This is a genomic window from Salipiger bermudensis HTCC2601, from assembly GCF_000153725.1.
Classification (GTDB): Bacteria; Pseudomonadota; Alphaproteobacteria; order Rhodobacterales; family Rhodobacteraceae; genus Salipiger; species Salipiger bermudensis.
In genome coordinates, this window is the sequence record NZ_DS022277.1 from 592,185 (window position 1) to 611,837 (window position 19,653).

General features: G+C 67.2%; 18 protein-coding genes. 6 read left to right on the forward strand and 12 right to left on the reverse strand.

Annotated elements, in window-relative coordinates:
• Window position 1: 1 nt before the first annotated feature.
• The 3 genes from R2601_RS21760 to R2601_RS21770 form a co-directional block, all read right to left on the reverse strand.
• Window positions 2–1,318, reverse strand: coding sequence for a TRAP transporter large permease (locus R2601_RS21760; RefSeq protein WP_007802794.1), 1,317 nt, complete (start codon window positions 1,316–1,318; stop codon window positions 2–4).
• On the reverse strand, window positions 1,318–1,878 hold the full coding sequence (locus R2601_RS21765) for a TRAP transporter small permease subunit (RefSeq protein ID WP_007802795.1): 561 nt from the start codon (window positions 1,876–1,878) through the stop codon (window positions 1,318–1,320). Before R2601_RS21765 ends, R2601_RS21760 begins: the two co-directional genes overlap by 1 nt.
• 72 nt (window positions 1,879–1,950) lie before the next feature.
• Entirely contained in the window at window positions 1,951–2,994 is a 1,044-nt protein-coding gene (locus R2601_RS21770; RefSeq protein WP_007802797.1) for a TRAP transporter substrate-binding protein, read from the reverse strand.
• A 282-nt stretch (window positions 2,995–3,276) separates the two neighbouring features.
• On the opposite strand from R2601_RS21770, the gene gntR reads away from it, so the two are divergent.
• From gntR to R2601_RS21785, 3 genes are read left to right on the forward strand one after another with little or no spacing between them, the layout of a single operon-like run.
• Window positions 3,277–4,308: an HTH-type transcriptional regulator GntR gene (gene gntR, locus R2601_RS21775; protein ID WP_007802799.1), complete on the forward strand. Its 1,032-nt coding sequence runs from the start codon at window positions 3,277–3,279 to the stop codon at window positions 4,306–4,308.
• A 29-nt stretch (window positions 4,309–4,337) separates the two neighbouring features.
• Window positions 4,338–5,297: a 2-dehydro-3-deoxygalactonokinase gene (locus tag R2601_RS21780; protein ID WP_007802801.1), complete on the forward strand. Its 960-nt coding sequence runs from the start codon at window positions 4,338–4,340 to the stop codon at window positions 5,295–5,297.
• Window position 5,298: 1 nt separating this feature from the next.
• Window positions 5,299–5,940 (forward strand): 2-dehydro-3-deoxy-6-phosphogalactonate aldolase, encoded by a 642-nt coding sequence (locus tag R2601_RS21785; RefSeq protein WP_007802803.1) that lies wholly within the window; start codon window positions 5,299–5,301, stop codon window positions 5,938–5,940.
• Window positions 5,941–5,990: 50 nt separating this feature from the next.
• On the opposite strand, the gene R2601_RS21790 is transcribed toward R2601_RS21785, so the two are convergent.
• From R2601_RS21790 to R2601_RS21825, 8 genes are all read right to left on the reverse strand, one after another.
• Entirely contained in the window at window positions 5,991–7,913 is a 1,923-nt protein-coding gene (locus R2601_RS21790) for an FAD-dependent monooxygenase (RefSeq protein ID WP_007802805.1), read from the reverse strand.
• Window positions 7,914–8,236: 323 nt separating this feature from the next.
• Window positions 8,237–8,821, reverse strand: coding sequence for a DUF1190 domain-containing protein (locus tag R2601_RS21795; RefSeq protein WP_007802807.1), 585 nt, complete (start codon window positions 8,819–8,821; stop codon window positions 8,237–8,239).
• A gap of 11 nt (window positions 8,822–8,832) precedes the next feature.
• Window positions 8,833–10,038, reverse strand: a complete 1,206-nt coding sequence (locus R2601_RS21800; protein WP_007802810.1) for a glutathionylspermidine synthase family protein — start codon at window positions 10,036–10,038, stop codon at window positions 8,833–8,835.
• 154 nt (window positions 10,039–10,192) lie between these two features.
• Complete coding sequence (locus tag R2601_RS21805; protein WP_007802812.1) at window positions 10,193–11,485, reverse strand: TRAP transporter large permease; 1,293 nt, start codon at window positions 11,483–11,485, stop codon at window positions 10,193–10,195.
• Window positions 11,486–11,563: 78 nt separating this feature from the next.
• Window positions 11,564–12,565 (reverse strand): TRAP transporter substrate-binding protein, encoded by a 1,002-nt coding sequence (locus R2601_RS21810; RefSeq protein WP_007802814.1) that lies wholly within the window; start codon window positions 12,563–12,565, stop codon window positions 11,564–11,566.
• A gap of 26 nt (window positions 12,566–12,591) precedes the next feature.
• A complete protein-coding gene (locus R2601_RS21815) occupies window positions 12,592–13,077 on the reverse strand; it encodes a TRAP transporter small permease (protein WP_007802816.1) in 486 nt (161 codons plus the stop codon).
• A 38-nt stretch (window positions 13,078–13,115) separates the two neighbouring features.
• Entirely contained in the window at window positions 13,116–14,255 is a 1,140-nt protein-coding gene (locus R2601_RS21820) for an FAS1-like dehydratase domain-containing protein (protein ID WP_007802819.1), read from the reverse strand.
• A gap of 35 nt (window positions 14,256–14,290) precedes the next feature.
• Window positions 14,291–15,868: an acetate--CoA ligase gene (locus R2601_RS21825; RefSeq protein ID WP_007802821.1), complete on the reverse strand. Its 1,578-nt coding sequence runs from the start codon at window positions 15,866–15,868 to the stop codon at window positions 14,291–14,293.
• 147 nt (window positions 15,869–16,015) lie between these two features.
• Between R2601_RS21825 and R2601_RS21830 the strand changes: the two genes are divergently transcribed.
• Genes R2601_RS21830 through R2601_RS21840 form a run of 3 tightly spaced genes read left to right on the forward strand, consistent with a single transcriptional unit; the run spans window position 16,016 to window position 18,493 of the window.
• Window positions 16,016–16,801, forward strand: coding sequence for an IclR family transcriptional regulator (locus R2601_RS21830; RefSeq protein ID WP_040545853.1), 786 nt, complete (start codon window positions 16,016–16,018; stop codon window positions 16,799–16,801).
• Between the two features lie 13 nt (window positions 16,802–16,814).
• On the forward strand, window positions 16,815–17,243 hold the full coding sequence (locus R2601_RS21835) for a PaaI family thioesterase (RefSeq protein ID WP_007802825.1): 429 nt from the start codon (window positions 16,815–16,817) through the stop codon (window positions 17,241–17,243).
• On the forward strand, window positions 17,240–18,493 hold the full coding sequence (locus R2601_RS21840; protein WP_007802828.1) for a CaiB/BaiF CoA transferase family protein: 1,254 nt from the start codon (window positions 17,240–17,242) through the stop codon (window positions 18,491–18,493). Before R2601_RS21835 ends, R2601_RS21840 begins: the two co-directional genes overlap by 4 nt.
• A 69-nt stretch (window positions 18,494–18,562) precedes the next feature.
• Here the strand turns inward: R2601_RS21840 and R2601_RS25690 are convergent, their stop codons facing one another.
• Window positions 18,563–19,648 carry an acyltransferase family protein gene (locus tag R2601_RS25690; RefSeq protein ID WP_050768482.1) on the reverse strand — a complete coding sequence of 362 codons (1,086 nt, stop codon included), beginning with the start codon at window positions 19,646–19,648 and terminating at the stop codon, window positions 18,563–18,565.
• Window positions 19,649–19,653: the final 5 nt, after the last annotated feature.

A 19,653-nucleotide genomic window follows, 5' to 3' on the forward strand; every position in this document is an offset into this window, starting at 1 on the left:
GTCAGTGGCCGGTGATGCCGGGGAAGATGATGAGCATGGCGACGGCGAGGATCTGCATCCCGATGAACGGCAGCAGCGAGCGGAAGATGTCGCCCAGCGAGATGTCCGGCGGCGCCACCGATTTCAGGTAGAACGCGGCGGGGCCGAAGGGCGGCGACAGGAAGCTCACCTGCATGTTCATCGCGAAGACCACGCCGAACCAGACCGGGTCGTAGCCCATCTGCACGACGATGGGAACGAAGATCGGCATGCAGAGCAGCGCGATGCCCACCCAGTCGAGGAACATGCCCAGCACGAAGAGGATCGCCATCATGAACAGGATGACCACGGTCGGATTGTCCGAGATGCCGGTGATCAGGCCCGAGACGAAGTTAATGCCCCCCATGAGGTTGAACACGCCCACTAGCGCCGAGGCGCCGATGCCGATCCAGACGATCATGCCGACGGTGCGCAGGGTCTGCTTGGCGGCGCCGATCAGCAGCGAGATGCTGAACTCGCCGCGGATCACCGTCGAGAGGGTCACGCCGATCACGCCGATGGCCGAGGCCTCGGTGACCGAGGCGATGCCGCCATAGATCGAGCCCAGCACGAAGATCACCACGAGGATCGGCAGGAACAGGCCCTTGAGCAGGCGCAGTTTCTCGCCGCGGGTGATGTCCTCGGGCTCGGCGATGGGGGCGAGCGCGGGGTTCATGTAGGCACGGATCAGGATGTAGGCGGCGTAGAAGCCCGCCAGCATCAGGCCGGGCAGGAAGGCGGCCGAGAACAGGTCGCCGACCGAGACGTTGGCGGTCAGGCCGTAGATGATCAGCACGATCGAGGGCGGCACCATGGTGCCGAGCGCGCCACCTGCGCAGCACACGCCGATGGCGAGGTTGCGGTCATAGCCGAGGCGCAGCATCTGCGGCAGCGCCAGCAGGCCCAGCAGGATGACCTCGCCGCCGATGATGCCCGACATGGCGGCCAGCACCACCGCGACCAGCAGGGTCTGGATCGCGACGCCGCCGCGGATGCGGCCGGCCAGCACCTTCATGGCGTCGAACAGGTCCCGGGCGATGCCCGAGCGGTCGAGGATCGCCGCCATCAGCACGAACATCGGCACCGAGACGAAGACGAAGCTGTTGACGAAGCTGAAGATCCGCGAGGTGATCAGCGGCACCGCCATGGGGCCGAACCAGCCGAGCGCGAAGATCAGTGCCACCAGCAGGGTGACGAAGGCCAGCGGCATGCCGGTGAGCAGCAGCACCATGAGCATGACGAACATGGCGAAGGTCGCGCCGCCGATGCCCATGGCCTGAAAGTCGGGGAGGAATTCCATCACTTGGCCTTCTTGCGCAGGTAGTTGACCGTGAAGATCGCGAACTGGAGCGCCAGCAGGATCATGATGACGAAGAGAAAGACCTTGAGCAGCCCGGGATAGGGTGGGTTCCAGGCCGAGCCCGAGGTCTCGAGGCGGAACTCGCCCTGCGGCGTCCAGGCGGCGCGCTCGACGCTGAGCCAGGCGGCCCAGGCGAAGAACAGCGACGCCACCAGGCAGGCCAGCGAGATCGCCACGTCGAAGAGCCGCTTCATGCCGGCGCTGAGCCGGTCATAGAACAGCACCACGCGGATGTGCTTGTCGATGGCGGCGGCGTAGAGCCCGCCGAAGACGAAGGCGATGGCGCTGAGGAAGACCACGGTCTCGTGCACCCAGCGCGTCGGCGCGTTGAACACGTAGCGCATCACCACCTCGTAGAACAGAAGCCCCGCCGATGCGAGGATGCCGATGGCAAAGACGATGCCCACGGCGTTGACCGCGTGGCCGAACATGCCGGCCTCGGGCACCGGTTCGGGCGTCTTGTTGTGCGAGGAAAGGGTTTCGTCGATGGCGTCGGTCATGGAAACGCGGCCTCCGGAGCGGAAGGGAGAAGCCCCCGGCCTTGGCCGGGGGCGAAGGGCGTGGCGGTGAGCTTACTCGGCCGCCATCAGGCCTTCTTCGACGAGGTAGGTGGTCAGCGTGTCATAGACCTTCTGCGAGTTGGCCGATGCGCCGGCCGCCTCTTCCCACTGCGAGCGGGCGATGGCGCGGAACTTGGCGCGGTCCTCGTCGGACCAGTCATGCACGGTGATCTCGCCGCCGGCCTTGGCCTCTTCCACCGCTGCCATGTCACGCTCGTGCACGGTCTCGGACTGGTAGGTGGCGAATTCCTTCACCGACTCCTCGAGCGCGGTCTGCAGGTCCTCGGGCAGCGCGTCCCACTTGGCCTTGTTCATCGACACCTCGATGAGCGGCATCGAGTGGAAGCCCGGGTAGACCGGGTGCTTGGCCACGTCATGCAGGCCCTGCGCGGCGTTGGTCGAGAAGGTGTTGTAGTCGGCGGCATCGATCACGCCCTTGTCGAGCGAGGTGAAGACCTCGGAGCCCGGCAGGTTCACCGGCGCGGCACCCGCGGCGGCGAAGACGTTCTGCACCATGCCCTCGGGGGCGCGCAGCTTCAGCCCCTGCAGGTCGTCGACCCCCTCGAGCGGCACTTTCGAGACGAAGGCCTCGAGGCCCGGCGTGGTGGCGCCGATGAAGTGCAGGCCATAGGGCTCGAGCATCTCGTTCATCAGCTCCTTGCCGCCGCCGTTCTCGATGAAGTCGAACATCTGCTCCGGCGAGGACCACGCGCCCACGGGGTTGGCGATCAGGCCGAAGGCCGGATCCTTGCCCGAGGCGTAGGAGGTGTCGGTGAAGTGGCCGTCGAGGATGCCCGCGGCGACCGCGTCCATGGTCTCGGAGTGGGCGACGATGGTTTCCACGGGGAGCATCTCGATGGCGACGCGGCCGTCGGTCTTCTCCGAGACCATCTCGGCCCATTCCTTCTGCAGGATGAAGTTGGTGTTGCCGGCCGGGTCCGAGGACTGGAAGCGGAAGCTGTGTTCCTGCGCCTGCGCGGCACCGCCGAAGGTGGTCGTGGCGGCAATGGCGATGGCGGTTCCGAGGAAAAGGCTGCGGCGTGTCAGGGTCGTCATAAGAGGGCTCCTCCCTTTTGAAATGCGGCTCGACCGGGGCGGGGCCCCGTCTCCGAGTCGGCTGTACGATAGGTGACGCACGATGACAGCGCAATCATTTTGTCTGTCAGGCTCGCTGGGTCACAGCTCTCAACCCGACGCTACCGGCCGTGGTAATGCGGTGGAAACGTCGGGAGGATTTTCGAGGGCGCGATGCAAGATCCGCGAGTAGCGCGGTTTTTCTTGAACAAACCTGACGGTTCGGCGATGATGCGCCGGCATGAAAGGACCCGAGCAGCGCCCATGGCCCGCAAGAGCAAGATCCAGTCAGACCGCCCGACATTGGTGGATGTGGCCCGCGAAGCCGGTGTCAGCGCAATCACCGTGTCCCGCACGATTCGCTCGCCCGAGATCGTCTCGGAGCGTGCGCGCCGCAAGGTCGAGGAGGCCATCCGCAAGCTCGGCTACACCCCCGATCCGGCAGCCTCGGCGCTGGCCTCGCGCAGCACCTCGACCATCGGCCTGCTGGTGCCGTCTCTGACAAACAACGTCTTTGCCGACGTGCTGCGCGGCGTCTACGAGGGCGTCGAGGGCACGCGGTTCTTCGTGCAGATCGGCAACTACCGCTATAGCGCGCTCTCCGAGGAGGGGCTGATCCGCAACTTCCTCAGCCAGAGGCCGGCGGGGCTGATCGTGTCGTCGATGGACCAGACCCCGGCAGGGCGCAAGCTGCTCGAGGAGGCACCTTGCCCGGTGGTGCAGATCATGGAGACCAGCGTCGACTCGGTCGACATGAGCGTGGGTTTTGACCAGCTCGAGGCGGTGCGCGCCGCGGCGCGGCACGTGGCCGAGTGCGGCTATCGCAGGCCGGGCTTTCTCAGCGCCCGGATGGACCCGCGCGCGCAGCGCCGGCTGGCGGCATTCCGCGAGGTCGCGGCGGCCCACGACATGCTCGACGAGGCGCGCATCATCACCACGCCGCAGCCGTCCTCGGTGGGCATGGGGCGGCACCTGCTCGAGCAGCTGCTGGCCCGCGCGCCGGAGACCGACGCGGTGATCTGCAACAATGACGACCTCGCCGTCGGCGCGCTGATGGAGGCGATCCGGCGCAACATTGCGGTGCCGGAACAGCTTGGTATCTGCAGTTACAACGACATCGAGATGGCCCGCCACATGGTGCCCGCGCTGAGCGCGGTGGCCACGCCCCGGCGCGAGATCGGGCGGCGTGCCATCGCCATGCTGCTGGCAGAGATCGAGGCGCCGGGCTCGGTCCGGGAGCGCCATATCGACCTTGGCTACGAGCTTGTGGTGCGCGAGTCGACCTCGTCACGCTGACCACGTTTACATGGGCGGGAGGCCCTTTCATGAGCGACACGACAACCGCGCTGATCGCGCTGGACTGGGGCACGTCGAGCCTGCGCGGCTTTCGCCTCGCGAGCACCGGCGAGGTGCTCGAGACCCGCGCCTCGGCGCATGGCATCCAGCACCTGCCCGAGCCCGGAGAAGCCGGGTTCGAGGCCGCCTTCGCGGCGCTTTGCGGCGACTGGCTGGCGGCGGGCCCGGTGCCGGTGGTGGCCGGCGGCATGGTGGGCAGCGCGCAGGGCTGGCGCGAGGTGCCCTACCTCTCCTGCCCGACACCGCTGGCCGGGCTCTATGAGGCGGCAGAGCGGGTGGTGACCCGCGACGGCGTCGAGATTCTGCTGGCGCCGGGGCTGATCTTCGAGCCCGAGGGCGGCACGCCGGAGGTGATGCGCGGCGAGGAGATCCAGATCGCCGGAACGCTGGCAGGCCGGCCCGACTGGCAGCGGGCCTCGACCCTCGTTCTGCCCGGAACCCATTGCAAATGGGCCGAAATCCGCGACGGCAGCGTCACTGGATTCGGCACCTACATGACCGGCGAGATCTTTGCCCTGCTGCGGGGCCACTCGATCCTCGGGCGGCTGATGAGCGACGCGCCGGTCTCCGAGGACACCCGCAACGGGGCCTTCGCCCGCGGCGTGGCGCAGGCCGCCGAGGCCGGCCCCGGCGATCTGACACGGCAGCTGTTCAGCACCCGGACGCTGGGCCTGACCGGGCAGCTGCCCGGTGGCGCGCTTGCCGATTACTGCTCGGGGCTGCTGATCGGGCACGAGATTGTTTCGGGCCTGCGCGACAGCGGCGATGGGCCGGTGGTGCTGGTCGGCAGCGGGGCGCTTTGCGCCCGCTACGGCGAGGCGTTGCGCCAGCTGTCCCGCCAAGACCCTGCTGCCATCATCGAGAACCCGGCCCCTGCGGGGCTGCACCGTTTCGCCCGCGACGCGGGCCTGCTTCGCCAGGAGAGCTGACATGACCGACCCGACCCGCCCCCAACGCCTCGAGGCTGCCTGCGAGGCGCTGCCGCTCGTCGCCATCCTGCGCGGGCTGCGCCCGGAAGAGGCGGTGGAGATCGCGCAGGCGCTTTTCGACGCCGGCTTCCGCCTGATCGAGATCCCGCTGAACTCGCCCGAGCCCTTCGACAGCATCGCCGCGGTGCGCAAGGCGCTGCCCGCCGAGGCGCTGGTCGGCGCGGGCACCGTGACGACGCTGGCGGATGTGGCGCGGCTCGACGAGATCGGCGCCGATCTGGTGGTGATGCCGCATGCCGATACCGCGGTGATCGCCGCGGCCAAGGTGGCGGGGATGATCTGCATCCCCGGCATCGCGACCCCGACAGAGGCCTACGCCGCGCTCAACGCCGGGGCCGATGCGCTCAAGGTCTTTCCGGCAGAGCTGGTGGGGCCGGCGGCGGTCAAGGCGATCCGCACCATCCTGCCCGCCGGCACCCGGCTCTTCCCGGTGGGCGGTATCGCGCCCGACACGATGGGGCCGTTCCGAAGCGCAGGCGTCGCGGGGTTCGGCCTCGGCAGCGCGCTCTACAGCCCGGGCGATACGGTCGAGGCAGTGTCCGACAAGGCGGCGCGCTTCGTCATCGCCTGGCAGGAGGGCTGATCCCGCGCAGGAGGGCGGGGCGATTGTCGCCCCTCCTTTGGCCTCTGTCGTCAGCGCGCCGGCAGCAGGACGCCGTCGAAGAAGTCTCCCAGCGCGCCATAGCCGTCAAGCGGCAGCACATGGGCAATGTACTGGTCCGGGCGCACCACGATCATGCAGCCGGTCTCGCGGTCGATGCCGCGCATGTCGAAGATGTCGCCCGCGCCCTTGTGGTCAGTGCAGAACGCCTTCTCGTGGTCCTGCAGGCCATACCTGCCCTTCAGCGGTCTCAGCAGTGACGGCATGTCCTCGTAGGCGAGCTGGTCGAAGGTCTGCTGGAACACCGCGCGGACATCGATGATCGCGTCGATATCCTCGCCCGGCCGGGTGTATTTCATCACCGGCGAGGCAGGGTCGCGCTCCAGCCAGTCGGCCAACCTGTGGATCGCCGAGCCGGGGGCCGCGCTGTCCTTTGCGGCGGCGAAAGCGTAGATCCGCCAGCGCCCGTCGGCCTCTGCCACGTGGCCGAGCTGCATCTGCATTGCGTCCGCAACCCGCACCACCGGCGCCGAGTGGAAGCGCTTGCCGATCACCTCACCGGTCGCCAGCGCCTGATGGGTGGGCTGACCGATCAGCGCCGAAGGCTCATACTTCACCGCCAAACCGCCGGTGAACTCGAGGTTCTCGATGAATTGTGCCTGCACGCGGGGCACGTCAGTGCCATCAAGTTCGGACTCGCCCGGCGGGGCCGACATGATGCGCGCCCATTTGTGATCGGTCTCGATCAGCCGCTTGGCCTCGAGCCAGCGTTCGGCGGAGTAACTGTGCAGCAGACCCGGTGCGGCGCGCTTCTGGAACACATGCCCCAGCTTCCAGCCGAGATTGAACGAGTCCTGCATCGACACGTTCATGCCCTGACCGGCCTTTGGGCTATGGGTGTGGCAGGCGTCACCGGCGGTAAAGACCCTCGGATGCCGTGCGTCGCGCTGATCGTCGGGCACGTCGTCGAAGCGGTCGGTGAGGCGGTGCCCGATCTCGTAGACCGACCACCAGACCACCTCCTTCACGTCGATGGTGTAGGGGGCCATGATCCGGTTGGCGGCGGCGATCATGTGTTCGGAGGTGAGGTTGCGGCTGGCCACGCGCTCGTCGGGGTTGAGCTTGTCGAGCTCGACATACATGCGGAACAGGTAGCCGCCTTCGCGCGGCAGGATCAGCACGTTGCCCTCGCTCTTCGAGGCGACGATGCATTTCTGCCGGATGTCGGGGAAATCGGTGTTGGCGAGGATGTCCATCACGCCCCAGGCCTGATGCGCCGCATCGCCGTGCAGCATGCCGCCGATCGCCTTGCGCACGTTCGAACGCGCGCCATCGCAGCCCACAACGTAGTTCGCCCGCACCGTCTGCAACGTGCCGGCGTTCACCCCGGTGTTCTCGAGCGTTACGGTCACCGGGTGATCCTCGGTGCTTTCGTCGACGCTGAGATCCTTGACCGACCAGCCGTAATCGGGCTCCAGCCGCTTCGGCGACTTGCGCATCACGTCGAGGAACAGCTCGTGGATGCGGGCCTGATTGATCAGCGTATGCGGCATCTCGGAGGAATCGTCGGCCACGTCCTGCACGCGGCCGATGCGGCGCACATGTTCCGGCCTTTGCGGGTCCGGGGTCCAGAAGGTGGTCTGGTTGACCCAGTAGCTCTCGCGCTTGACCTGCTCGCCGAAGCCAAAGGCCTGAAACATCTCCATCGTGCGGGTGTTGACGCCGTCGGCCTGCCCCTTCTCCATCGGGCCCGGCTTGGGCTCGACGATCATCACGTCGATTTCTGGGAATTGCGACAGCTGCGCGGCGAGGCAGAGGCCCGCCGGGCCGCAACCGGCGATCAGCACGTCGACCGTCTCGGGTAGCGGTGCGAAGGCACCATACTCTCGGCGGCAGGGGGCCGCATCGCGCAGGTCGGGATCGCCGCCCCGAAAGCCGTTCAGGTAGTACTGCATCAACGCTCCTCCGTCTTGTGCAGGCATAAGCCATGGCTCGTCTGACCCATATGGTAGCTACACTTATTATATTCGGTCAATAATAGATATGCATGCATATCAAATATGCCTATAGAATTGAAATAAAGAGAGTTTTGAGGGGTTCTCGTCTCAAGGAGGGCAGGAGTTGCGCAAAAAAATCGGGAATCGCTCCGCCACTGCGCAATGGCAGAGCTCTACGCGGCCGTTGTCCGGCGCGGCCCGGCGAATGTCGGATGAGGGGACGGTCGCGCGCCCGTGGGCGCGACCGGACGCGGCGAATCCTGCCGGGCGCTGCGGCGGCCTCAGCCGCCGAAGCTGCGCAGTCCGCTGCCGGTCTTCGAGCCGCCGAAGCCGCCACGCGAAGCGGCGGTGGCGCGGGTGAGGGGCGGCTTGCCGGCGGTCACGGGCGCCTTGTTGAAGGTGCTCGGGTTGAGGTTCGCGCGGCCGGTGTTGTTGGCGTAGGTCGTGCCGCCCGCCGGCGTGGTGAAGCGGCCGTTGGCGTTGCGATACATCGGCTGCGCCGCGAGGCCGCGCTGCCCGCCCAGCATGTTGCCGATCAGGTAGCCGGCCAGCAGCGGCATGAAGATGCTGCCCGAGCCGCCGCCCGTGGCCTGCGCCTCGGAGCCGCAATTGCCCTCGCCATACTGCTCCTCGCAGACCGCGAGGCTGTCATAGCGCGGCGCGGTTTCGGCGTGCAGGGTCTCGGCCTCTGCGAAGGCGTTGGTGCAATCCTGCTCGGAGAACAGGCTGGTCGGGCCGACGGCGCTGCGGCAGCTCTCGAGATCGGGGAAGGCCTGCGCCTCGACCGGTTCCTCGCGGCATCCGGCGAGCGCGAAGGAGGCGGCGCCGACGATGGCGAGTGCGGCTGTGCGGGAACGTTTGGTCATGGCGGTCTCCGTCAGTCTCGGATGAAATGGGGTTTGAAGCGCGACAGATCCTGGGTGATCCGTCCGCGATCCTCGCGAATGCCGATGCCGGCGCAGTGCTCCCCCGCGATCCAGGCGCCGATCACCGGGCGGAAGCCGGCAAAGACCGGCAGCGGGTGATAGGCCTGCGCGATGCGCGGATGCTTGGCATAGCCGTCGTTGCTGGCCGTCTCGGTCACAGCGCCGTCCTCGACGATGCTGATCGACGCCCCCTCTCGCGAGAAGATCGGCTTCAGCACATGACCGCGCGCCATCGCCCCCGAGGCCCGCGCGAGCCGGGCGGCAGTCTCCGGCGACGGGTCGGTCAGGTCGCTCTCGAAGAAGGCGGGCAGCAGGTTGGGATGGTCCTCGAACATCTCCCACAGCACCGGCAGAATGCCCTTGTTCGACAGGATCGCCTTCCACGGCGGCTCGATCATCCGGCACTGCGCGGTAGCGAGATGGGCGGCGTAGTCGTCGCGCAGCAGGTCTTCCCACGGATAGAGCTTGAACAGCGTGCCGATCACCCGGTCCTCGTCGTCGAGGAACTGGCCGTCCTCGCTGACGCCGATCTTCTCGAGATCGGTGTAATGCGCGCCGAGCCCCGCCTCGCGCGCCGCCCAGCCAAGCGCCTCGACGGTGGCGTAGTCCTCGGGCGCGCCGGAAAGGGCGGTGAAATGCAGCTGCGTCTCGGGGGCGAACATCGCGCCCAGCCGCTCGACGATGGCCTCGTGGATGCCATTGAACTGGTCGTCGCCCTCGCGCAGCACGCCGAGCGCCTGCTGGTCCTCGAACCACTGCCACTGGAAGGCCGCGCTTTCGTAAAGCGAGGTCGGGGTGTCGGCGTTGTATTCCAGCATCTTGGCCGGACCGTCGCCATCATAGACCAGATCGAAGCGGCCATAGAGCTCGGGCTCGCCGTCCTGCCAGCTTTGCGCGATGTAGTCGCGATGCGCCTCGGGGATCTCCAGCCGGTCGAGCAGCTCCTCCGAGCCGATCACCCGCGCGACGGCTTCGCGGCAGAGCCCGTGCAACTCGGTGGCGGGGTCCTCGATGCGCTCTTCGATTTCGGCCAGCGAGAAGCAATAGGCCGAAGCCTCGTCCCAGTAGGGCTCGCCATGCATGTCGGCAAAGGTGAAGCCCTGGTCGGCGGCCTTGTCGCGCCAGTCCGGGCGCTCCGGCAAATCGAGCTTCTGCACCTGTGGTCCTTCCTCCTGTCGCCGCGCCTTTCCGAGGGCGGCGGTGTCGCGCGATATATGGGCAGTTCGCGCGGAATTGTGAACCTTGGAAACGGAAAAAGGCGCCGCGCATCCCCACGCGGCGCCTGTCCCCGTCATGCCGGCGCGGGCCGGCTCAGCGCGACATCATCAGCTCCGGCAGGAAAAGGGTGATCTGCGGGAACGAGAGCAGCAGGACCAGCACGACGATCTCCATGCCGAGGAAGGGCAGGATGCCGCGAAAGATCGTGCCGAGCGGCACCCGGGTCTGCGCCGCGGCGACATAGGCGTTGAGCCCCAGAGGCGGCGTCAGCAAGCCGATCTCGACGGTCTTGGTCACCACGATGCCGAACCAGACCGGATCGTAGCCCATTGCCATGGCGGTCGGGAAGGCCAGTGGCATGGCCAGCGACAGGATCGCGAGCTGGTCCATGAACATGCCCATCACCAGCAGCACGAGGATGATGATCGCCATGATTAGCTCGCGTGGCATCTCGGTGGTGGCGACGAACTCGAGCATCCCGTGCGTGATGCGGGTGAAGGCGAGGTAGTTCGAGAAGATTGCCGAGCAGGCCACGATGGCCACGATCATCACCGTGGCTCGGATCGCGCGGCTGATCGAGGTGCCAAACTGCACGAAGCTGAGCGTGCGCTGAAGCATGACGATGATGAGCGAGCCCATCACCCCGAGCGCCGCCGCCTCCGAGGGCGAGGCCAGCCCGCCATAGATCGCGCCGATCACCGCCAGAAGCAGCACCACCATCGGGATCACGTGCACGCTCTGGCGCAGCGCGCCCTTCAGCTCGAACGGATCGCCCTTCGGGGCCTGGTCGGTGGTCTGGGCGATGATCTTGATCACCAGCGCGAGGCCGGCGGCGGTCAGGAAGCCCGGCACGATGCCGGCGATAAAGAGCTTGCCGATCGAGGTCTCGGTCAGCACGCCGTAGACCACCAGCACGATCGAGGGTGGCACCACCACGGCGAGCGTGCCGCCGACGCTGACCACCGCCGCGGCGAGGCGGTCTGAATACCTGTGGGCGCGCATCTCCGGGAAGGCCGAGGCCGCCATCGCCGCGGTCGACGCGGTCGAGCTGCCGACCAGCGCGGCAAGGATCACCGAGGCCGCGACGGTGGCGATGGCGAGCCCGCCCTTCACGTGGCCGATCCAGCGCTGGCAGGCGATGATGGCGCGGCGCGTGACATCTCCGGCGGTCAGCAGCTCTGCCATCAGGATGAAGAGCGGGATCGCCACGAGGATGAACGACGCTGAGGTGTCAAAGAAGGTGCGTTCGAGCACCGCCAGCGCCGGGCGCATGCCGAGTTGCGCGGCGAGCCCGGCGGTGCCGGCAATGCCCATGGCGAAGGCGATCGGCACGCGGAACACCATCAGGGTGGCGAGCAGCAGCAGGATGGCGAAGAAGGTCAGCATGAAGGGTCCGTGCGCGTCTTGAGGGGCGGGCAGCCGCGCGATGATCGCGGCTGCCCCGGGATGGTCTTCAGCTGCGGCTCAGTTGCCGGTGAGTTCGCTGTAGGTCTCGAGCACCGAGATCGCGCCGTCATTGTCGATGCGCTCGACCCAGTCGGTGCTGACGGCGCCGGTCGCCTCGGTCACGGCGGCAAGCTCTTCTGCCGAGAAGCTGTAGGTGTCGATGCCCTCGGCCTTCCACTCCTCGATCAGCCCGGCGACCGAGGCGTCCTGCGCCTGAGCCACATGCGCCGCGGTTTCGGCGCCAAGGCTGACCAGCTTGGCTTGCGTGTCGGCGGGCAGCCCGTCGAACAGGTCACTGCGGATCACCATGACGAAGCTGTAGCCACCGAAGGAGCCGTTGGTCGAGATGTGGCTGACCACCTCGTTGAGCTTGTAGCCCGGCACCGAGGCGAGCGGGAAAAGCACCGCGTCGAGCCGGCCTCGCTCGACCGCGGTATAGACCTCGGGGCCGGGGATCGAGATGCCGACCCCGCCGAGGCTGCGTGCGGTCATCGCCTGGGTCGAGCCGGAGGTGCGGATGTCCTGCGACGCCCAGTCGGCGGGCATCCCGAGGCGCGTCTTGGCCAGCACCTGGTAGGGCGGCAGCACGAAGCCGAAGACCGGCGTGACGCCGGCGGCGAGGAACTCGTCGCGCAGCGGGCCGGCCTCGAGCATGGTCTGCAATGCCTGGGTGCCCTCGGCGGCCGAGCCGTAATAGCCCGGCAGCGCCACCACCGAGTTCAGCGGCAGCACGTCGGCGTGGTAGGGCGTGCCCAGAAGGGCGGCGTCGAGAATTCCGTTGTTCACCGCGTCGAGCTGCGCCTTGGACTTGGCCGCCTGCTGCGAGGGAAAATGCTCGAAGCCGATCTCTCCGCCGGTGGCCTCCTCCACCGCCGCCATCCATTTCGTCGTGCCCTCGACCGACACGATATGCGTGGTCGACTGGAAATCGCCCAGCCGCAGGGTTTCCGCCGCAAGCGGCGCCGCCGCGAGGGTCAGAGCGGTGCCCAGCACCGCGATCATCCGGGTCTTGGTCGTCATGGTGTCTCTCCTCCCTTGAGAAATCATCACAGGTCTGCCGGTTCGCGTCTCCTCAGCGCGTCGTGCAGCAGTCTCAGAACCAGCACGCCGCATCCCAGCGGGACGACGGCGTAGGCCCAGCCGAGGGGCCAGTCGACCACCCCGTATTCCACGTCTCCTTGCAGGATCGCGTCTAGGGCGAACTCGCCCGACATCACCGTCACCGCGCCGAAGAACAGCGCCGGCAGCAGCAACCGCAGCCGCGCCACCACCGCGCCGAAGGGGCCAGGCATCCGCTCGGGCGTGAGCTCGAGCGCCAGGTGGCCGCCGTCGCGGAACACCCGCGACAGCGACAGGCAGGCCAGCGCCGGCATCAGGAACAGCTCGGTCAGCTCGAACTGGACCTGGACCGGACGGTTGGCGAACAGCCGCAACAGGATGTCGAGGTTGATCAGCCCGGCGACCAGCACCAAGCAGAGGCACCCCGCGATGTGCAGGATGTCCTCGAGTTTTCTCAGTCCGGTCTCAAGCATCGGCGCTCCTCCCTAGCCGCTGCGTGATGGACGGGCGCTCAGCGCTTCGGCAGTTCGACGATCGCCGCGCCCATGGCCGAGAGCTCTCCGTCCTGCTGCTCCGCGCGTTGCTGGATCTCCAGCAGGAAGCGGCCGTCCTCTTCGAATTTCCGCACCACGGTGCCGTGGATCAGAATGATGTCGCCTTCGGGGTTGTGCCGGCGCACCTGGCACTTGGCCTGCCGCAGAAAGCCGTCATCGCCCATCCAGTTGGTGATCTGATGCGTCAGCCACGAGGTCCGCTCGGGGCCGTAGTCATAGGCGCCGGGGGCGCCGACCTCGAGCGCGAACTCTTCTTCCCAATGCACCCGCTCGGGGCAGTCGGGAATGCCGAACTTGTTCTTCGGGCCGGCGCTCGGGTGCTTCTGCTGTAGCTGCCATGCCAGCTTGTTGGCGCGGATGTAGAGGCCGCCCCATCCTTGGGCGTAGGCGATGAAGCCGGTGGCCGTCATCGGGCCCTTCACCATGGTGGGCAACTCCTCGCCCTCGGCCACGTCATTCCAGTAGCGGGTCTCGGCGCCGCGCACCGTCTCGTGCTCGTAATACTTGTAGTAGCTGTCGAGCTCTTCCTGGGTCCAGACCTTGCGCCCCTTGGCCTTGGCCTCGGTGTACTTGGTGCCGTTCTCGCGCGCCTGGTCGCGGTCGGTGCGAAAGCACCAGCTGTCGGCATCGGCCACCAGATCGCCGGTCGCCGCGTCGTAGAAATCGACGTGGTAGATCTGCTGCACGGCACGGCCGGCAAAGCGGGTCTCGTGCTCGATCAGATCCTTGAGATAGGCTTCGGTGCGGAATGCCATGTTCCTGGTGATCGTCTTGTGCCAGTTCCAGTTCGCGCCAGACCACATGGCGTGCACCCCCGGCAGCCCCCCGACATAGCCGGAGATGATGCGGTTGGTAGCAAACAGAAAGCTCGGCAGAGCGATCACGTCGCCATGCCTGGTGCCCGCGGCATAGTCCGGGTCGCACCAGAGCGGATTGTCGTCGCCGATGCCATGGGCATAGTGACGGATGTTGTCGCGTGTCGCCTCGTAGCACCACGGCTCCACCGTCTTCTCGATCTTCACGCCAACGCGCTGGCGCAGGTCGTCGAGCCCCTCCTGGGTGATCTTGGGGAATTTCCTCTGGGTCATGTCGTTCATTTACGTCTCTCCTCGAACGTCTGTGGCGGGGCGGATCACTCCGCGGTCTCGAATGCCGCGGCCTCGCGGTCGCGCAGGATCTTGCGGTTGACCTTGCCGGCGGGGGTCTTCGGCAGCTCGCTGACGAAGACGATCTGGCGGGGGTATTCGTGGCGGGCGAGCCGGGCGCGGACGTGGTCCTGGATGTCCTGCACCAGCGCGTCGGCCTCCGCGCCGGACGGGGGCGCGGCGTGCTTGAGAATGATGTGAGCCTTGACGACGAGGCCGCGCACCGGATCGGGCGCGCCGATCACGCCGCATTCGGCCACCGCTGGGTGGCTCAGGACGGCGTCCTCGACCTCGACCGCGCCGATGGTCCAGCCGGCCGAGATGATCACGTCATCGGCCCGACCGCCGTGGTAGAAATAGCCGTCCTCGTCGACCCGCCCGAGATCCTTGGTCGGGAACCACTGGCCGCGCTTCCTCACCATCAGCTCGCCGGTCTCGCCCGGCGCGGCGGGGCTGCCATCGGCGCGCTGCACCTCGACCTCGACCCCGGGCACCGCCTTGCCCATGGCGCCGTCGCGCACCTCGAGATCGTCGGCGCCGGGATAGTTGGCGATGATCACGCCGATCTCGGTGGTGCCATACATCGAGCGCACCTTGGTGCCGAAGACGCGTTCGACATAGGCGGCGGTCTCGCTGTCGATGGGCTCGCCGGTGAACGAGAGCTTGTCGAACTGGTAGGTGAAGCGCTCGGCCTGACCGGAATTGCGCATCATGCGGTAATGGGTGGCGGCGGCGGTGAGGTTGGTGATGCCGAAATCCTGCAGTGCCTTCAGCAACCGGACGGGATCGAACTTGCCGCTGAACGTGCCGGTCGAGACCCCCATGGCCAGCGGCGCCAGCGTGCCGTGCCAGAGCCCGTGGCCCCAGGCCGGCGAGGACGGGCAGAAGAAGCGGTCGCCGGGGCGGATGCCCGTGGCATAGAGCGCGGCGACCATCAGCGTGACGATCGACTGGTGCGAGTGCTGCACTGCCGCCGGCAGCGCGCGGGTGGTGCCCGAGGTGTATTGCAACACCGCGAGATCGCTGCCGGCGGTGTCCCAGTTGAAACGGGTGGGCAGAGCGTCGAGTCCCGACAGGAAGTCATCGTCGACGACGGTCACGTTCTGCGCGCCGCCCTCGATGGCCTCGGGCGCCTTCTCGGCATTGGTGAAGAAGATCTTCGGACGGCAATCGCCGACCCGCAAGCGGATGCCGTCTGGACCGAAGAGCGAGAACATCGGCACCGCCACCGCGCCGGCTTTGATCACCCCGAAGAGCGCGCAGTAGAAGGCCAGCGACGGCTCGATCATCACCGCGATGCGGTCGCCCTTCGCGACGCCCCTGCCGGCGAGGTAATGCGCGATCTGCGACGAGCGGCGTGACAGCTCCTCGAAGGACATGACCTCGTCGCGCCCATCCGCATGGGCCACCCGCAGCGCCACCGCGTCGCCCTTCACGTGCCGGTCGATGCACTCGTGGGCGATGTTGAAGCGCTCCCGCGTGCCGTCGAACAGCTCCCACAGCCGGTCCTTGGAGTAGTGCGTCTGGGCATCGGCGTAGGACGTGAAGTCCACAAGGCTGGTCATCTGGTCGTGCCTCCTAGGTCGCGGTCCGGGCTGGCTCAGGGCGCTGCGTCCGGTTCGTTGACAACGGTAGGGATCGCAGGCAATCATTGTCAATACGCTATTATTATTGTATAGAGGCAATGAAATCTGGCGAAACCGAGGATGGACATGACCACGGAACAGGCATCATCAGGCAGCAAGCGGGCGGTTCCCGCAGTGACGCGCGCCCTTGCGATATTGAGGTTTCTGGCCCGTTCGGCCGAGCCTGTGGGGGTCAACCCGATGGCGCGCGAGCTCGAGCTGGTGCCAAGCACCTGCCTGCACATCCTGCGGGTGTTGCAGGACGAGGGGCTAGTGGATTTCGATTCGGCCACCAAGCGCTATTCGATCGGCGTGGGCATTTTGCCGCTCGCCCGCTCGGCGCTTCAGCGCAACACCTTCTCGGTGCTGATCCAGCCGAAGCTGTCGGAGCTGTCGCAGGCCTTCGGGGTCACCAGCATCGCCACGCAATTTGCTGAGCCGGCGCAGATGATCGTTGTGGCGCTGTCGCAATCGAACATGCCGTTCCGGCTTCAGGTCGACCTCGGCAGCCGCTTCCCGGCGCTGATCAGCGCCACCGGCCGTCTCTTCGCGGCGCATAACGTGCCCGACCCGGAGAGCCTGCGCGCCCGCTTCGACAAGCTGGTCTGGGACCATCCGCCAAGCTTCGAGCACTGGCTCGAAGAGGTGGCCGAGGCGCGCAGCCGCGGCTACGCTCTGGACCGGGGGAGCTATATCTCGGGGGTCACGGTGATCGCCGTGCCGGTGTTCGGGCCGGGCGGGCGGATGATCCGCTCGCTCGTCGCCATCGGGATCTCGGAGCGGCTGGAGGACCGCGAGATACCGAAGTTGGCGCAGGCCATGTGCGCCATGCGCGACGAGGTCCAGGATTTGCAGATCGACGCAGGGAACTAGAAGGGGAGCAGAGATGCGTGAGGAGGAGGTCAGTCCCGAGGGCTGGAAACCGATCAATGTCAAAGGGTTCATCAACGAGATCGGGCCGCTCTTGCGTCCGCTGGAGCGCGGCGAGGAGGCGGTCTACGCGATGCAGGCAGAGGCACGGCACCTGAACCCGCTCGGGCTGGTGCATGGCGGCGTGCTGACCAGCCTGCTCGATCAGGCGGTGGCGCTCGTCGCGTGGAACGCCTGCGACCGGCAGCCGACGGTCACGGTGCAGATGGACACCCGGTTTCTCGGCGCGGCGCGCGCCGGGGATTTCCTCGCCACCCGCGCCAGCCTGCGCCATGCAACGCGCTCGCTGCTCTTCGTCGACGCTAGCGTGAGTGCCGGCGGAGCGCCGGTGGCGGCGGCCTCGGCGATCCTGAAACGCACAGCCAAGACGGGACAGAGCACATGACCGACAGCCAGACGCAGATGCGCCGGGGTCCGCTTGCCGGCATCCGTGTGCTCGATTTCTCGCGCATCCTTTCGGGGCCCTATGCCAGCATGGTGCTCGCCGATCTCGGAGCCGAGATCATCAAGATCGAGCCCATGGGCAACGGCGACGACACCCGGAACTTCCCGCCCTTCCAGGGCGGGCTGAGCCATTATTACATCGCGCTCAATCGCAGCAAGAAGAGCCTCGCGCTCGATCTCAAGTCCGAGGATGGCCTGCGCATCGCGCGCGAGCTTGCGGCGACCTGCGACATCGTGCTGGAGAACTTCCGCCCCGGCGTCATGGATCGGCTGGGCCTCGGCTACGAGACCCTGCGCGACGGCCACGAGGCGCTGATCTACTGTTCGATCACCGGGTTCGGCGCGAACAGTCCGCACAGCGACAAGCCCGCCTTCGATATCGTGGCGCAGGCGCTGTCCGGCGTCATGAGCGTCAACCGCGAGCCGGGGCAGGCACCGAACAAGCTCGGCATTCCACTGGGCGACATGGCGGGCAGCATCTTCTCGCTCTTCGGGCTGCTCGCCGCTCTCCACGAACGCAACGCGACCGGGCAGGGGCGGCACGTCGAGGTGGCGATGCTCGACAGCATGATCGCGCTGCAAGGCTACCTCTCGCAGATCTACTTCGTCAGCGGCGAGAGCCCGCAGCCCGTGGGCACCCAGCATCCCAGCATCGTGCCCTATGGCTCCTATCCCACCGCCGACGGCCACGTCATCGTGGCCTGCCTGACTGAGCGCTTCTGGCACAATTTTGCCCGTTGCATCGGCCGGGCCGACCTGATCGACGATCCGCGCTTTGCCGCCTACGAGGCACGTCTGGCGAACCGCGGCGCTCTCGAGCCGCTGATCCACGAGGCGATGGCGGGGGAGGGCACCGCCTACTGGCTCGAGCGGCTGACCGAGTTCGACGTGCCCAACGCTCCGATCCTGTCGATCGGCGAGGCGCTGGAGCAGGAGCACGTGGCGGCGCATGGGCTGATCGAGGAGGTCGACCACCCCGAGGCCGGCGCGCTGCGGCTGGTGCGCGGGCCGATCCTGTTCGACGGCGAGGGGGCCTCGCCTGCGACGCCGCCCTCGCTGCTGGGCGCGGACACGGCAGAGGTGCTGCGCGAGGGGCTGGGTTATAGCGACTCCCAGCTGCGCGCACTCGAGGCGCGTGGTGTGCTGTCCTGCGGCGTCACGCAGCCGGACCGCAAGCAAGAGGTGTCGTGACGCGCCGCCGCCCGGGCCCGCGCGGCTGATCCCGCCCAGGCGCATGTTGCAGCGTGCCTAGTGGCCGGGTCACTCCGCCGGGCGGCGCTGCCGGGATGTGCGCCGGTTGACCCAGGCTTTCAGGCCGCGTTCGGCGGGGCGTTCGAAATAGATGAACAGCACCAGAGAGGCGACGATGGCCAGCGCGAACGCCGCTGCCGCGACGAAGAGATCGCGGTGGGGCAGGTCGCCGATCAGCCGGTTGCAGATCCGGATCGCGGGCTGATGGATCATGTAGAGCGCGAAGGACGCCTCTCCGAGCAGCACCATCGCCCGCCCCGACAGGATGCGGCAAAGCGCCGGGGCGCGGTCGAGATGGACATAGAGCAGCAGTGTCACCACCGGCAGGAAGAACAGCGACATGCGCACCGCCTCGGGGATGCGGTCGGCCACGAACATCGCTGCGAAGAGCAGCGCCCAGGCAAGCGGCAGCGCGCTCCGTGGCAGGCGCAGCCCCCGTTGCCAGACATCGTAGAGGGCCATGCCGGCGAGGAACTCGAGCAGGCGAAACCCCGGGAAGATGTAGAACACCCAGTGTCCCACGGTGCGCTCTCCGACGAGGATGACGCTGTTGTAATGCGTGACCGCATAGGCCGCGCAGGCCGCAACGGTCATTGTCAGAAGCGCGGTCAGCAGCCAGCGCCTCGGGGCGGCGACAAAACAGAGCGGAAAGAAGCACAGGTAAAAGAACATCTCGTTCGAAAGCGACCATGACGGCGCGTTGAGCGAGAGGTAGTAGGTCGAATCCGGCACCCAGGATTGCAGGAAACTGAGATTGAGCAGCGCCACCGGGGCGGTGAGGTTGTTGCGCCAGATCCCGACCAGCACATAGGGCAGTGCGGTGGCGAGGTGCAGAGGGGAGAGCCGCGCGAGGCGCAGCGCCATGAAGCGGCCGTAGGTCATGTCACCGCAGGTGATGCGGGTGGCGTAGGAGTGCGACAGCACGAAGCCCGACAGCACGAAGAAGAACGAGACCCCGACAAAGCCCTGCGCGAGCATCGTCTGAAGCCAGTCTGGCGCCGAGGGCCATGGCACGTGACTGAGAAAGACCAGCAGGGCCGCGATGAAGCGCAGGCCGGTCAGCTGGTCGAGCCGGGTCACGTCGCCGTTGGACATCAGAC

Coding starts and splice junctions, on each gene's coding strand:
- R2601_RS21760 (WP_007802794.1), bottom strand. CDS start 1,318: ATGGAATTCCTCCCCGACTTTCAGGCCATGGGCATCGGCGGCGCGACC.
- R2601_RS21765 (WP_007802795.1), bottom strand. CDS start 1,878: ATGACCGACGCCATCGACGAAACCCTTTCCTCGCACAACAAGACGCCC.
- R2601_RS21770 (WP_007802797.1), bottom strand. CDS start 2,994: ATGACGACCCTGACACGCCGCAGCCTTTTCCTCGGAACCGCCATCGCC.
- gntR (WP_007802799.1), top strand. CDS start 3,277: ATGGCCCGCAAGAGCAAGATCCAGTCAGACCGCCCGACATTGGTGGAT.
- R2601_RS21780 (WP_007802801.1), top strand. CDS start 4,338: ATGAGCGACACGACAACCGCGCTGATCGCGCTGGACTGGGGCACGTCG.
- R2601_RS21785 (WP_007802803.1), top strand. CDS start 5,299: ATGACCGACCCGACCCGCCCCCAACGCCTCGAGGCTGCCTGCGAGGCG.
- R2601_RS21790 (WP_007802805.1), bottom strand. CDS start 7,913: ATGCAGTACTACCTGAACGGCTTTCGGGGCGGCGATCCCGACCTGCGC.
- R2601_RS21795 (WP_007802807.1), bottom strand. CDS start 8,821: ATGACCAAACGTTCCCGCACAGCCGCACTCGCCATCGTCGGCGCCGCC.
- R2601_RS21805 (WP_007802812.1), bottom strand. CDS start 11,485: ATGCTGACCTTCTTCGCCATCCTGCTGCTGCTCGCCACCCTGATGGTG.
- R2601_RS21810 (WP_007802814.1), bottom strand. CDS start 12,565: ATGACGACCAAGACCCGGATGATCGCGGTGCTGGGCACCGCTCTGACC.
- R2601_RS21815 (WP_007802816.1), bottom strand. CDS start 13,077: ATGCTTGAGACCGGACTGAGAAAACTCGAGGACATCCTGCACATCGCG.
- R2601_RS21820 (WP_007802819.1), bottom strand. CDS start 14,255: ATGAACGACATGACCCAGAGGAAATTCCCCAAGATCACCCAGGAGGGG.
- R2601_RS21825 (WP_007802821.1), bottom strand. CDS start 15,868: ATGACCAGCCTTGTGGACTTCACGTCCTACGCCGATGCCCAGACGCAC.
- R2601_RS21830 (WP_040545853.1), top strand. CDS start 16,016: ATGACCACGGAACAGGCATCATCAGGCAGCAAGCGGGCGGTTCCCGCA.
- R2601_RS21835 (WP_007802825.1), top strand. CDS start 16,815: ATGCGTGAGGAGGAGGTCAGTCCCGAGGGCTGGAAACCGATCAATGTC.
- R2601_RS21840 (WP_007802828.1), top strand. CDS start 17,240: ATGACCGACAGCCAGACGCAGATGCGCCGGGGTCCGCTTGCCGGCATC.
- R2601_RS25690 (WP_050768482.1), bottom strand. CDS start 19,648: ATGTCCAACGGCGACGTGACCCGGCTCGACCAGCTGACCGGCCTGCGC.